This window comes from Hyphomicrobium sp. CS1BSMeth3, assembly GCF_900117415.1.
In the GTDB taxonomy this organism is placed as follows: Bacteria; Pseudomonadota; Alphaproteobacteria; order Rhizobiales; family Hyphomicrobiaceae.
Genome location: NZ_FPEI01000006.1, coordinates 894,870 through 907,257 on the forward strand (window position 1 = coordinate 894,870; position 12,388 = coordinate 907,257).

Sequence of the window (12,388 nt, forward strand, 5' to 3'; positions counted from 1 at the left end):
TGCCCAGAGGCGCCGAAAGTGCGCCCAGTGCCTAACTGACATCGGACATTCGAGGATTTTACAGCGATGGCGCGTGTCACGGTTGAAGATTGCGTGGACAAGGTCCCCAATCGGTTCGAACTGGTGCTTCTGGCGGCCCATCGCGCTCGCGCGATCGCCTCGGGTTCTCATCTCACCGTCGAGCCCGACAATGACAAGAACCCGGTCATCGCGCTGCGCGAAGTGGCGGAGCGCACCGTGCCGGCGGACGACCTGCGCGAGAGCCTGATCCACTCGATCCAGAAGAACGTCGAGATCGACGAGCCGGAGGCTGGTGCCGCCCCGCTCATCGGTGCGGATCGCACGCGCCAGCAGCTCGGCCGCGACGACCAGTCTTCCGATACGGCGATCGACCAGATCAGCATGTCGGAGGAGCAGCTCCTGCGCGCCATGGAGAGCATGGCGCCGATCGAGCCTTCCTCCAATGGCGGTGGTGGCGGCAACGGCGGCGCACGCGGCCGCTGAGGCAGGACCTTCGCTTCTCATCACGCTCGCTCTGTCTGGTGCCGGCAGCCGCTGCTAGCCGGGGCGGGGACTCATGCTTATGTTCTGCAGGATGTGAAACGGCGCGTCGGCTGGCGTGCACTCGACAGGCTGTAGCGAGGCTCGATGCAGGGGCTTGAAGCGCCATGATGCGTCAGTACGAGCTGGTCGAGCGCGTCCTTCGCTATGACCCCAAAGCCGACGAGACGCTGCTCAACCGCGCCTACGTTTACGCCATGCGCGCGCACGGCCATCAGAAGCGTGCATCAGGCGACCCTTATTTCTCTCATCCGCTCGAAGTCGCCGCGATCCTGACCGATCTCAAGCTCGACGACGCGACGATCGCGACGGCCCTCCTGCATGATGTGATCGAGGACACCGAGGCGACGCGCGCGGAGATCGATCAGCTCTTCGGCTCCGAGATCGGCGTGCTGGTCGACGGCCTTACGAAGATCAAGCGCCTCGACCTCGTTTCCAAGAAGGCCGAGCAGGCGGAGAATTTCCGCAAGCTCCTCGTCGCCATCTCGACCGACATCCGCGTGCTGCTGGTCAAGCTCGCCGACCGCCTGCACAACATGCGTACGCTCGAGCACATGTCGCCCGAGAGCCGCCGGCGCAACAGCGAGGAGACGCTGGAGATCTATGCGCCGCTTGCCGGTCGCATGGGTATGCAGGCCATGCGCGAGGAGCTCGAGGAGCTCGCCTTCCGCTGGCTCCATCCCGAAGCTTATCGCACTGTTCGCGAACGCCTCGACCGGCTGACCGAGAACAACAAGGGGCTCGTCGAGGAGATCCGCCAGAGCCTGGTCGAGAAGCTCGCCGAAGCGGGTTTCAAGGCCGAGGTGACCGGGCGCGAAAAGAAGCCGTACTCCATCTGGCGGAAGATGCAGAACCGCCAGATCTCGCTCGAGCAGCTCTCCGATCTCTACGGCTTCCGCGTGATCTGCGACAGCGTCAGCGACTGCTATCGCGCGCTCGGTCTCGTCCACACGACTTGGCGCGCTGTTCCCGGCCGCTTCAAGGACTACATCTCGACGCCCAAGCAGAACGGCTATCGCTCGATCCACACCACGATCGTCGGCCCGCGCCACCAGCGCGTCGAGCTGCAGCTCCGCACCGAGCCGATGCATGTGACGGCCGAGTACGGCGTCGCCGCCCACACCTTCTACAAGGAAGCAGGCCTCGGCAACGGCAAGGCCATGACGCCGGACGTGGCTCGCGAGATGGGGCCTTATATCTGGCTGCGCCGACTCGTGGAGACGCTGCTCGAGGGCGACAATTCCGAGGAGTTTCTCGAGCACACCAAGCTCGAGCTCTTCCACGATCAGGTGTTCTGCTTCACGCCGAAGGGACGTCTCATCGCGCTCCCGCAGGGAGCGACGCCGATCGATTTCGCCTATGCCGTGCACACCGACGTTGGCAACTCATGTGTCGGTGCCAGCATCAATGGCCGCCAGATGCCGCTCTCGACGGCGCTGCGCAATGGCGACGAGGTGCTCATTCTCACCTCGGCAAGCCGCACGCCGCCGGCTGCATGGGAGCGCATTGCCGTCACCGGCAAGGCGCGCAGCGCCATACGCCGCGCGGCGCGCGATTCATTGCGCCGCCAGTACGCCGAGCTTGGCCGCCGCCTCATCAGCTCGGCCTTCGGCAAGATCGGACAGGACTATTCGGACGACCGGCTGCGTCGCGCGCTCTCGCGCTTGACTCACAAGACTGTCGACGACGTCCACGCCGCGGTCGGGCGGAGCGAGCTGCCGATCGCCGATGTGATCCGCGCCATCGCGCCGGAAGCTGCTGCACTGTTGCCGATGTCGCCCCGTGCGCGCCCGCGCAATCGCTACGAGAACGGCGAAGGGGGCGCGGAGGAAGGCTGGTTCAATCTCTCCAAGGTCATGGGCCTCAAGTTCCGCTGGCCGACGAGCAGCGGAACGGGCGGCAACAGCGCCGGTCAGGGCATTGTGATCCGCGGCATTCGCAATGATGTTCCGGTGTCCTTCGAGCCGGGCGGCGCGGTGCCCGGTGACCGCATCGTCGGCGTCTTGACGCCCGGGGAGGGAATCCGCATCTTCCAGATCCATTCCCCGCGTCTGAGTGAGTTCGAGCACGAACGATGGATCGACGTCACCTGGGACATCAACCAGGAGGCGCCAGAGCGTTTTCCTGCGCGGCTCTCGGTCACGGTCCTGAATGAGCCGGGTACGCTTGCGCAGATCGCGCAGGTGATCGGCGAGGCGGACGGGAACATCGACAACCTTAAAATGCTGCACCGTGGCGCAGACTTCACGGAGATGATGATCGAGGTCGAGGTGTTCGATCTGGCACACCTCAACCGCATCATTAATGGCTTGAAGAGCAAAACGGTCGTCAGCAAAGTCGAGCGCGTATTTGCCTGAGGTGTGTCCCGCGTACATGCGTTGCGTCACATGGGGGCCGTAAAGGCCGCTCATGTACCTACTACCATGCCAACGCGAGTGCGGCGCCATGCTTAAGCAGATACGACGGCGCGTCGGGATGTTCGGCGCCTTCAGCGGCCTCGGTGCGTCCGAGGGGAGGAGCCTGCGTGAGGCCTGGACCTCCGTGCTGCGCCTCGATACGACGCCGCACGCCGTCGGTCTCGGCCTCGCAACAGGTGTCTTCGTCGCCTTTCTGCCTGTGCTCGGCATCCAGATGCTGGTCGCGGCTGCGATCGCCTGGGCGGGGCGCGCCAATATCGGTGCAGCACTGCTCGGGACATGGGCCGGCAATCCGCTGACCTGGCCCGCCATGTGGATCACCTCTTATCTGCTCGGCATCATGCTTCTCGGCGAAACGAGCGCCATAACCATCGAGGAGCTCGAGCGCACGCTCATGCGCCTCGCCGAGACACCGGTTTTGCGCGTCGATCCGCTGACCATGCTGAATACGGCCGGCAAGCTGCTATGGCCGATCCTCAAGCCGCTCTTCGTCGGCAGCATGGTGCTGGGGTTGATTTCCGGCTCTGCTCTCTATTTCATAGGCCGCCGGGCGGCCGAGGCCTTTCACACGCGCCGCCAGCAGCAGGCTTGACGCAGGGCCAGGACGGCCGCGCCGGCCGTAAGAGGCGAGCGTGCCCATGTCTGAAGCCAGATCCTTGCCCGCGGCGTTGCGCCTCGGCGTGAACGTCGACCACGTTGCGACCGTGAGGAACGCGCGCGGCGGTGGTCATCCCGATCCCGTGCGCGCCGCGCATCTTGCCATCGAGGCGGGCGCCGACGGCATCACGGCGCACCTGAGAGAAGACCGCCGCCATATCCGCGACGACGACATCGCGCGCCTGAAGGCCGAGATCACGCGACCGCTCAATTTCGAGATGGCAGCGACGCCGGAGATGCTCGCGATCGCACTCAAGACCGTGCCGCACGCCTGCTGCCTCGTCCCCGAAAAGCGCGAGGAGCGCACGACCGAGGGCGGGCTGGATGTCGTAGGAGCCGGCAGCTTCCTCGAGCGCTGCATCGGCGAGCTCAAGGCGGCGGGGATACGCGTGTCGCTCTTCATCGAGCCCGATCGGGCGCCGATCGAGGCGGCGGCGAAGCTCGGCGCCGACATCGTCGAGCTGCATACGGGCACTTATTGCGAGTATGCCCTTGCCAACGATTGGCAGCGCGTCGAGCATGAAGTGCAGCGTCTGCGGCGGGGCGCACGCGAGGCGCACGCCGCTGGCCTTGAAGTGCACGCAGGGCATGGCCTCACGTACAATACAGTGGGCGAGGTCGCGCGTTTCCCCGAGGTGGCCGAGCTCAACATCGGACACTTTCTCATTGGGGAGGCGATCCTGATCGGATTGCGCCCGGCCATCGAGCGGATGATCCGGCTCATGCGCGAGGCGCGCGCCTCATGATCCTCGGCCTCGGCAACGATGTGATTGATATCCGTCGCATCGCGCGCACGATCGAGGTCTACGGCGATCGCTTTCTGAACCGCGTCTTCACGGAAACCGAGCGGCGCAAGTCTGATCGCCGCAAGGAGCGCGCGGCGTCGTATGCGAAGCGCTTCGCCGCCAAGGAGGCGTGCTCGAAGGCGCTCGGGACGGGCCTGCGCAAGGGCGTCTTCTGGCGCGATATGGGCGTCGTCAATCTGCCCTCCGGACGCCCGACGTTGAAGCTCACCGGCGGCGCTGCCGCCCAGCTCGCGCTGATCACGCCGCCCGGCTACGAGGCGCGCATCGACCTCACCATCACCGACGATTTTCCGATGGCTCAGGCGATCGTCATCATCTCCGCAATTCCAACCGGCGAGCCACCTCGCTGACAGTTTTGCGCTGTGCATGATCGACACGCATTGCTGTCGAGTGCGCGCAGGACTTTCATCTCGATTGACGCGCAGGCTGCACGCCACTTAAGTTTTCGTTGCGGCAGCATTGGGCACAATGCACGGGTGGCACTGACCGCTGACTGGAAGGTTCGAGATGAGTGAGCGCGGCAGCGGCAAATCGCGTAAGTCACCTGCCTCAAAGGCGCTTGCATCGAAGCAACCAGCTCCCAAAGCAGCGGCGCCGAAAAAGGCCGCTGCTGTCGGTCGAAAAGCCAGCGGTGCGCCGTCGGGCAAGAGCAAGGCGCCGGCGAAGCGTGCCGCAGCCGCGAGCCCCGCATCCGTACTCGATCCTCCTGCGCTCCTGGCGCGCGTGGTGAAGCTCGAGAGCGAGCGTGACCGCCTCCTTGCCGAGCTCGAGAAAGCCGAGAGCCGCATTCGCGCCCTGGAGGAAGGGCGCGATCAGGTTCTCAGTCGGATCGACTGGGTCATCGATTCTCTGAAGAGCCTTATCGAGAGCGAGCAGTAGGAACATGCGGGGGCCGCCGCGCAGAACGGCGGATGTGGCGGCGCATGGGGCAGGCGACGATTACGATCAACGGTCGGACCTATCGTCTCAAGTGCGGCGATGGCGAGGAGGAGCGCCTGCTGGCGCTTTCGGATATTGTGCGCCAGCGAGTCGACAGCCTGGCGGGGGAGTTCTCCGCGGCCGGCGACGACCGCCTCCTGCTGATGGCAGCGCTCATGCTCGCCGACGAACTGCTCGACGCCCAGGCGCGCCTCAAATCCCTCGGAGTCTGAAATCGTGGGTCCTACGCTCGATCGCGCTCAATTCATCCGTCCGATCGCCCATCGCGGTCTGCATGACCGCAATGCGGGCATTCTCGAGAACACGGGCCCGGCTTTTGTTGCGGCCATCGACGGTGGCTATGGCATCGAGTGCGACCTGCAGCCGGCCTTAGACGGCACGCCGTTCGTGTTTCATGATCGTGCGCTCAAGCGGCTCGTCGATTCCGATAAGCTGATCGACGACCTGAGCCCGGCCGAGCTTGCGAAGCTGCGCTACCGCGGCCAGGACACACCGATCCTGAGCTATGCCGATTTCCTGGCGCTGGTCGGCGGCCGGGTGCCGCTCGTCGTTGAGATCAAGAGCGACTTCGATCAGCCGAAGGCCGGATTCCTCGAAGCCATCACGAGCATGACGGCGGCCTACAAGGGGCCGATCTGCCTGAAATCATTCGATCCTGCAGTCATGGCGCGCTGCCGGGCGCTGGCGCCGGCAATCCCCCGGGGCATCATCGCGACGGACTACACGGTCAACAACTGGTGGCCGAACAGGATCGATGCCTCGCGCGCGATCAGCCTCACCTATCTGCTGGAGAGCCGCGAGGCCGAGCCATCCTTCTTCTCCTATCACGTGCGCGCGCTGCCGACGCCGGTGACGCGCTTCGTGCGTGAAGGTCTAGGCCTTCCGCTCTTCACGTGGACTGTGCGCACTGAGCGCGAACGCGCGATCGCCGCCAAATGGGCGGATGCACCCGTCTTCGAGGGCTATCGGCCCTAGTCGGTTCCTTTGCGCTCCACGCTGCGGCGCAGACGCCAAGCCTCTTCCTCGAGGCGAATGTTCGCGAGAATGCGATCGATGAGCAGTGTCGTGCGGCGGAAAAGCTCGGAGCCGCGCGTGTAATCAGCCGGCGCGAAGAAATCGCAGCGGCCGGCGCGGAAAAGATCGACGCACTTCGCGCGCGACTTCCCCGGCGGATGGACCGCAATGGCATGGCCGCCGTTCTTGCGCATGACCGCCATGGACGGCACGTCGGTATCGCCATCGCCGAAGTAGATCATGTTACCGAAGGGGATCGGGCGCTCGCCCTCGGGCATGTGCTCGTTGATGGACTGGCCGAGGTTCTCGATGCCCTTGTTGATGCGGAAGAGGTACTGCGTCTTGCCGGTGTCGCTGATCACGCGCTTCGGATAGGGGAGGTCGTAGGCGTCGAACCAGTACTCCGAGGCGAAGACATTGTGGAAGTGCGGGCGGATGCGCGTCCCCTCGATAATCTCCACGAGGCCGGAGGAAATGAGGTAGTGGCGCAGTGCCACGCCATGGCTCTCGGCGCGGATGCTGATGTACTTGGCAATCTCGCTGAACCACGCCTCGACACCGGGAAAGAGCTCGACGTCGCGGCCGAGGGCGACGAGATCTGCGCGGTCGATGCGCACGCCGCGCGCCTTCGCCTTCTTGTACATGAGGTGCATGTAGGTGATCAGCGGATCGGCTTCCTGCTCGCGCGCCACTGTATTGCACTCGCGCCAGAAGGCCTTCGGGTCCTCGCCGATCTTCGGAAGGAAAGTGTACTCCTGCATGGGGCGCGGTGAGAGCGTCCCGTCGAAGTCATAGACGAGGGCGATCGTCTTCTTCCCGAAACCGGACTTGGCCGCCGTCGCGCTTGTACGTGACGCCGCTGGCCTCGGGCTTTTGCGGCTGTTGCTTGCGCGGCTCGATCGCAGGCTCGTCTGCTCCGTCATGGCACCCTCTGAGGTCCGCTGATGCAACTCTTCCGAGAGCAGAGGCACGATTCGGCCGGCAAGACGAGGGCGCTCGGATGCATTAGCGGGCAATAACGGGCGCGGACCGCAAGCCGAGGTCATGCTCGGCGGCGATTCTCAGGCTGCGCAATGCTTTTCAGAATTTCTTGGTTTGGTCAGCCGCCTGCCGATCTTACTGATCAGGGAATGGATGCATTGCGATGGGGTCGACCATGATCACCGCAATCGTGCGCTATCGGCTTCCGCTGACGATCGATCGAAATGCGTGCCGATGGCACTTTTGGAGGATCGCCCCTGGCTTCAGCGAAGTGCCGGGCCTGATCAGCAAGCACTTCATCTGGAGTCCGGATGGCACTGCCGGTGGCGTCTACCAGTGGGAGAGCAGGGCCTTCGCCGAGGCCTTCTATTCCGGCCCATGGCGCAAAGGGATCGTGGATCGGTATGGTGTCGAGCCCACGATCGAATATTTCGAAGTCTTCAGCATCACCGACAACGCCAATGGCGTCGTCCGCGTGCCGCAAGTGGCCTGAAGAGGGCCTAATTCCTTAAGCGCCCGACTTTTCCTGGGTGCCGCCGTCCTGCCCGCCGCCTTCAGGTGTCTCCTCGCGGCGCGGTCGGCGCACGGGGCGGCGCAGGAATTCGGGCTGGTCCTTCATCATGTCGAAGCGCTCGCGCCGGCGCGGGGCTTGCTCGCGCTCGCGAGGGGCCTGCTCGCGCGGCGGGGCGGTATCGCCGGCTTCGATGACCGGCTGCGGCTGTTCGGTGGGCGCCGGCTCGCGGGCGGGGCGCGGTTCGTCCCCACCTTCATTGCGCTCGGCGCGCTCGTTGCGGTAGTCGGGGCGCTCGAAGCGGCGGTCGCGGAAGCGCGGGTGCTCGCCGCGGTCCTGGCGCTGTTCCTGCTGACGTCCCTGGTGGCGGCGATCTTCGCGCCGGTCGTCCCGGCGGTCATCGCGGCGCTCGTCACGCCGCTCGTCGTGGCGCCCGTTCTCGTGGCGCGGTTGGGATTGGGGCTGCGGCTCCTGGCCCGGATGGCGGGCAAAGGCCGGGACGGCCGGTTGGTCGCCCATGCCTGGATCGACCGTGTCGCCTTCGGCCTCCTCGCCCTCACCCATATCCATGCCCTGAGGGCGGTGGCGCTGTCCGTTGGCTGCTTCGCCGCCCTGCTGCATCTGCTGCTCGCGGTAGGCGATGATCATGCGATTGTAGTGTTCGGCGTGCTGGAGATAGTTCTCGGCGAGGACCGGGTCGCCCGAGGATTGCGCGTCCCTCGCGAGGGCAATGTACTTCGCGGCTATGTCGGCTGCCGTGCCTCGGACTTTTACGTCGGGGCCGTTCGACTCGAAGCTGCGCGCGAGCGGGTTTTGCCCTTTGCGATGGTGATGACCATGGCTGCCATTGCCACCGCTGCTGCCGCGGCTACGCCCGCGGCGATGCTGCTGACCCTGCCTCATAGGCTCCCGTTCTTTCCTCGAAGGGTTCTTGCGTGCTCAGGCACGCCGAAGCCAACCAAATCGTGGCTTCATTTCGAGCGGGCTCATTACGCGGGCCACGACGTATGACGCAAGGTCATGCCGTCACGGCAACAAGCAACGAGGCCCGCACCACACCGACCTACATCAGAGATGTCCCCGTGATCCTCTACGCACCGCCCCCGCCCTAAGGCCCCAAGGTGCGACACACGTCTCGATCACTGAGTTCAGGTGGACTTGGCAGCTTTTGGCGCTAACGCGCCGTGCTCTGCCTCTCACCAGCTGGGCCCGTCTTCCTGCCTGCGGGTCAAGACCGCCGAGGCTGAGACGCGCCACACGCTTTGCCTGGGTCGTAAGCTAGACTCCTTACTCACCGATTCCAAGATTTATTTTCTAGGTTGCGACCAGATGTGGCAACGGCAACACAACGTCTGTTGCCTCCAAGATCGCTGAGCAGCGGCCAGTCCAGGGGGGCCGGCACCATGCCATGGTTTACAGCCAGCGCGGCCACCTTATCGGCCTGATTGTGGCCCACCTCGAAAATGACCCAGCCATTGGGCTCCATCACCCGGGAGGCGTCCGCGAGAATCGCCCGGTAGGCGTCGAGGCCGTCGGGCCCGCCATCCAGCGCGCTCCGGGGATCCCACCGGGCGACCTCGGGTTCGAGGCCGCCAATTTCGTCGCTTGGTATGTAGGGTGGGTTCGACACTATTAGATGGTAACGGCAACCGATTTCTTCAAGCCAGCGGGACTGCACGAAGCGCACGCGATCGGCGAGCCCGTGGCGTTCGGCATTCCGGCGCGCGATCGCGAGCGCCCCTGGGCTGATGTCGGTGGCCGTTGCTTGCGCGTCCGGGAGCGCGGCGAGGAGCGCGAGCGCGATGGCGCCCGTGCCGGTGCCGAGATCGAGGATCTTGAGGGGACCCTCGCCCGACGCGCGGATTTCTTCTGCGAGTGCCAGCGCGACGCTCACGATGGTCTCGGTATCCGGGCGCGGATCGAGGGTGTCGGCCCCGAGCTCGAGCGCCAGTCCATGAAACTCGCGCTCACCGATGATCCGCGAGACGGGTTCGCGCGCGGCACGGCGTGCGAGTGCGTTTGCAAGCCGGTCCCGTGCTTCATCGCTCAGAGCGAGCTCGGGCGCACGTAACAGCTCGGATCGCGCGCACTGGAGCGCGTACGCGACGAGGTGGCGCGCATCGACAGCGGCGTCGGGCACACCGGCCGCGGTTAGTTGCTCTGTCGCGGCCCGCAGCGCGTCACGGACCGTTCGACACCTGCTCATATCGATGCGTGGCGCGGTCGTCACGGTGCGTAGGCCTCAAGGCCCGCCGGCCATGGCCGCGAGCTGGTTCGCCTGGTGGTCGGCGGTGAGCGCATCGATCAGCTCATCGAGCGCAGGGCCGCCTTCGAGCAGTTCATCGAGCTTGTGGAGCGTCAGGTTGATGCGGTGATCGGTGACGCGTCCCTGCGGGAAATTGTACGTGCGAATGCGCTGGGAGCGATCGCCCGATCCGACCTGCCCCCTGCGCTCGGCGGCGCGCGCTTCATCCGATTGCTGCCGCTGCAGCTCATAAAGGCGCGAGCGCAGGACCTGCATGGCGAGCCGCCGGTTCTGGTGCTGCGACTTCTCCGCCGACACGACGATGATGCCCGTCGGGATGTGCAGGATGCGCACCGCCGACTCGGTCTTGTTGACGTGCTGGCCGCCGGCGCCGCCGGCCCGCATGGTGTCGATCCGCAGCTCCTCGGGCTTGATATCGAGATCGACCTCCTCGGGCTCGGGGAGGACGGCCACGGTCGCGGCAGATGTGTGAATGCGCCCGCTCGCCTCGGTTGCCGGCACGCGCTGGACGCGATGCACGCCGGATTCGAACTTGAGACGCGCGAAGACGCCTTTGCCCGTGATCGAGGCGATGATCTCCTTGTAGCCGCCAAGGTCGTTCTCCGACATGGAGATGATCTCGACCTTCCAGCGGTGCAGGTCCGCATAGCGGCTGTACATGCGGAAGAGATCGGCAGCAAAGAGCGCGGCTTCGTCGCCGCCCGTGCCGGCGCGCACCTCGAGGATGACGTTGCGCTCGTCGGCGGTGTCCTTGGGCAGGAGCTGGATCTTGAGCTCGTGCTCGAGCGTCTCGAGGCGGCCGTTGACGGCGCGCAGCTCCTCCTCGGCGAGGGCGGCCATCTCACGATCGGAGCTGCTCGCCTTGATCATCGCCGCCAGCTCGTCGCGTTCCTCCTCCGCCCGGCGCAGGGCCTCGATCGCCGAGACGACGGGATCGATCTCGGCAAACTCCTTCGAAAGGCGCGCGAAGTCGGCCGCACTCGGGCCGGCGTTGAGCTCGGCCTGCACGACGTGCCAGCGCTCGACCAGCCGGTCGAGCTTCTGCTGCGGAATCGACATACGTCCTTCTTAACGCTCTTTCGCGGGGAGGGGGAACGCGCTTACAAGGCCGTATGACACAAGCGGATGCCCGGGCACAACCTGCAGCCTGCTTCGTGGCCGAGCGCGCAGCACATTGGAAGAGGCGGGCTGCGCCGCGGCCTTTAGCCCGGCGGAATGCAGGCGCCTCGCGAGCAGGGGCTCGAGCGTCTTTGGATTTCAAATGCCGACTTTGCGCCTGCCCCGAACCGTAGGCGCACTCGAGGTCTGGCGCTTCAGCGCGAGCCGACCTGCAACTTGTCGGCCTTGCGGCTGCTGGGGTCGGCGACCTCGATCCAGCGCAGACCGTCGCGGCGTGGCGCGAGGCCGACGGCGAGGGCGTCGAGACCGCCCAGCACGGGCTGAGCCACCGAGGCTGGCAGCACGGAGATAGCCTCCCGGAGCGCGCGCGGTTGCGCCTGGACCGTCCAGACCGCGGCCGCAACCAGAACCATGGGGCCGGCCACGGCCATCAGGGCACGTCCTCGCCCGCGCATGGTCGGGGCTTTCCACGGCTTTTTGCGGCTTGTGGGCGTGTCCGTGCTTTGGGTAGCGCGCCGGCGCTTCGGTGGCTCGGGTGGGGCCGTCTTCGGCGCGGAGCGCCCGCCCGTCCGCTCATTGGCCCGATGGAGCGCGCTCGGTCCGCGCTCAGGCGGCGCACCGAGGTGCGTCGGATTTGTCTGCTCGTAGATGCGCTGCAGAATCGGCCGCGGATCGACGCGGTGGAGAGCGCAGAGCCCGCAGACGACGCGCTGCGTCTCTTCCCAATGCGGGAGCGCGCGAAGGCGGCCCTGCTCGAGCGTGATGACGATATCGACCGTGGAGCCGAGGCGCAGTGCAAGCTCGCCCGGTGTCATGCCGAGCGCGAGGCGCATGTCGCCGAGGAGCGAACCGAGACTCTCGTCGAGGCCGCTCGTCCGCTCGGAAAGAGCCATGATCTGCACGGGCGCCGAACCGCCCGCGCGGCCTCGCCTCGGCGTCCCTGCGTGCGCGTTGTCGCGGCTGGCCTGCTTGAAGAGTGAACGCACGATACTCGTTTCCGGTACGCTGGTGTACACGCCCTTGCCTCACGGCGGCGACGCCGTAACCGAGGCCGAGGCACTCCGACGAAACTGGAATCCAAAGCGGTGCCATTTATGGCACCCGTCAACGCCGTCCC

At 65.7% G+C, this 12,388-nt stretch carries 13 protein-coding genes and 1 pseudogene; 9 read left to right on the forward strand and 5 right to left on the reverse strand.

Features of this window, described 5'->3' with window-relative positions; all coding sequences use genetic code 11:
* Positions 1–66: 66 nt before the first annotated feature.
* From rpoZ to CS1BSM3_RS19315, 8 genes are all read left to right on the forward strand, one after another.
* Entirely contained in the window at positions 67–504 is a 438-nt protein-coding gene (gene rpoZ, locus CS1BSM3_RS19280; RefSeq protein ID WP_072389632.1) for a DNA-directed RNA polymerase subunit omega, read from the forward strand.
* 164 nt (positions 505–668) lie between these two features.
* A complete protein-coding gene (locus tag CS1BSM3_RS19285; protein WP_072389634.1) occupies positions 669–2,918 on the forward strand; it encodes a RelA/SpoT family protein in 2,250 nt (749 codons plus the stop codon).
* A gap of 88 nt (positions 2,919–3,006) precedes the next feature.
* Positions 3,007–3,570 carry a DUF2062 domain-containing protein gene (locus tag CS1BSM3_RS19290; protein ID WP_174263734.1) on the forward strand — a complete coding sequence of 188 codons (564 nt, stop codon included), beginning with the start codon at positions 3,007–3,009 and terminating at the stop codon, positions 3,568–3,570.
* Positions 3,571–3,616: 46 nt separating this feature from the next.
* The gene (locus CS1BSM3_RS19295; RefSeq protein WP_072389638.1) at positions 3,617–4,381 is read left to right on the forward strand and encodes a pyridoxine 5'-phosphate synthase; all 765 of its coding nucleotides are present in this window, start codon (positions 3,617–3,619) and stop codon (positions 4,379–4,381) included.
* Positions 4,378–4,791 (forward strand): holo-ACP synthase, encoded by a 414-nt coding sequence (acpS, locus tag CS1BSM3_RS19300; protein WP_072389640.1) that lies wholly within the window; start codon positions 4,378–4,380, stop codon positions 4,789–4,791. Before CS1BSM3_RS19295 ends, acpS begins: the two co-directional genes overlap by 4 nt.
* Positions 4,792–4,948: 157 nt before the next feature.
* Positions 4,949–5,320 (forward strand): hypothetical protein, encoded by a 372-nt coding sequence (locus tag CS1BSM3_RS19305; protein WP_072389642.1) that lies wholly within the window; start codon positions 4,949–4,951, stop codon positions 5,318–5,320.
* A gap of 44 nt (positions 5,321–5,364) precedes the next feature.
* The gene (locus tag CS1BSM3_RS19310; protein WP_174263735.1) at positions 5,365–5,592 is read left to right on the forward strand and encodes a cell division protein ZapA; all 228 of its coding nucleotides are present in this window, start codon (positions 5,365–5,367) and stop codon (positions 5,590–5,592) included.
* A gap of 4 nt (positions 5,593–5,596) precedes the next feature.
* Entirely contained in the window at positions 5,597–6,355 is a 759-nt protein-coding gene (locus tag CS1BSM3_RS19315; protein ID WP_072389645.1) for a glycerophosphodiester phosphodiesterase family protein, read from the forward strand.
* On the opposite strand, the gene CS1BSM3_RS19320 is transcribed toward CS1BSM3_RS19315, so the two are convergent.
* The gene (locus CS1BSM3_RS19320) at positions 6,352–7,317 is read right to left on the reverse strand and encodes an HAD family hydrolase (protein ID WP_083528738.1); all 966 of its coding nucleotides are present in this window, start codon (positions 7,315–7,317) and stop codon (positions 6,352–6,354) included. The genes CS1BSM3_RS19315 and CS1BSM3_RS19320 overlap by 4 nt on opposite strands.
* Before the next feature lie 221 nt (positions 7,318–7,538).
* Between CS1BSM3_RS19320 and CS1BSM3_RS19325 the strand changes: the two genes are divergently transcribed.
* Positions 7,539–7,868, forward strand: a complete 330-nt coding sequence (locus CS1BSM3_RS19325) for a YdhR family protein (protein ID WP_244540565.1) — start codon at positions 7,539–7,541, stop codon at positions 7,866–7,868.
* 705 nt (positions 7,869–8,573) lie between these two features.
* On the opposite strand, the pseudogene CS1BSM3_RS28690 reads toward CS1BSM3_RS19325, so the two are convergent.
* The 4 genes and pseudogenes from CS1BSM3_RS28690 to CS1BSM3_RS19345 all read right to left on the reverse strand — a co-directional run.
* Positions 8,574–8,789: pseudogene (locus CS1BSM3_RS28690) on the reverse strand (DUF4167 domain-containing protein); the annotation flags it as partial.
* Between the two features lie 388 nt (positions 8,790–9,177).
* Positions 9,178–10,116 carry a peptide chain release factor N(5)-glutamine methyltransferase gene (prmC, locus tag CS1BSM3_RS19335; protein ID WP_244540566.1) on the reverse strand — a complete coding sequence of 313 codons (939 nt, stop codon included), beginning with the start codon at positions 10,114–10,116 and terminating at the stop codon, positions 9,178–9,180.
* 12 nt (positions 10,117–10,128) lie between these two features.
* Positions 10,129–11,211 carry a peptide chain release factor 1 gene (gene prfA / locus CS1BSM3_RS19340; RefSeq protein ID WP_072389649.1) on the reverse strand — a complete coding sequence of 361 codons (1,083 nt, stop codon included), beginning with the start codon at positions 11,209–11,211 and terminating at the stop codon, positions 10,129–10,131.
* 254 nt (positions 11,212–11,465) lie between these two features.
* Positions 11,466–12,257, reverse strand: a complete 792-nt coding sequence (locus CS1BSM3_RS19345) for a hypothetical protein (RefSeq protein ID WP_143149286.1) — start codon at positions 12,255–12,257, stop codon at positions 11,466–11,468.
* Between the last annotated feature and the right edge of the window lie 131 nt (positions 12,258–12,388).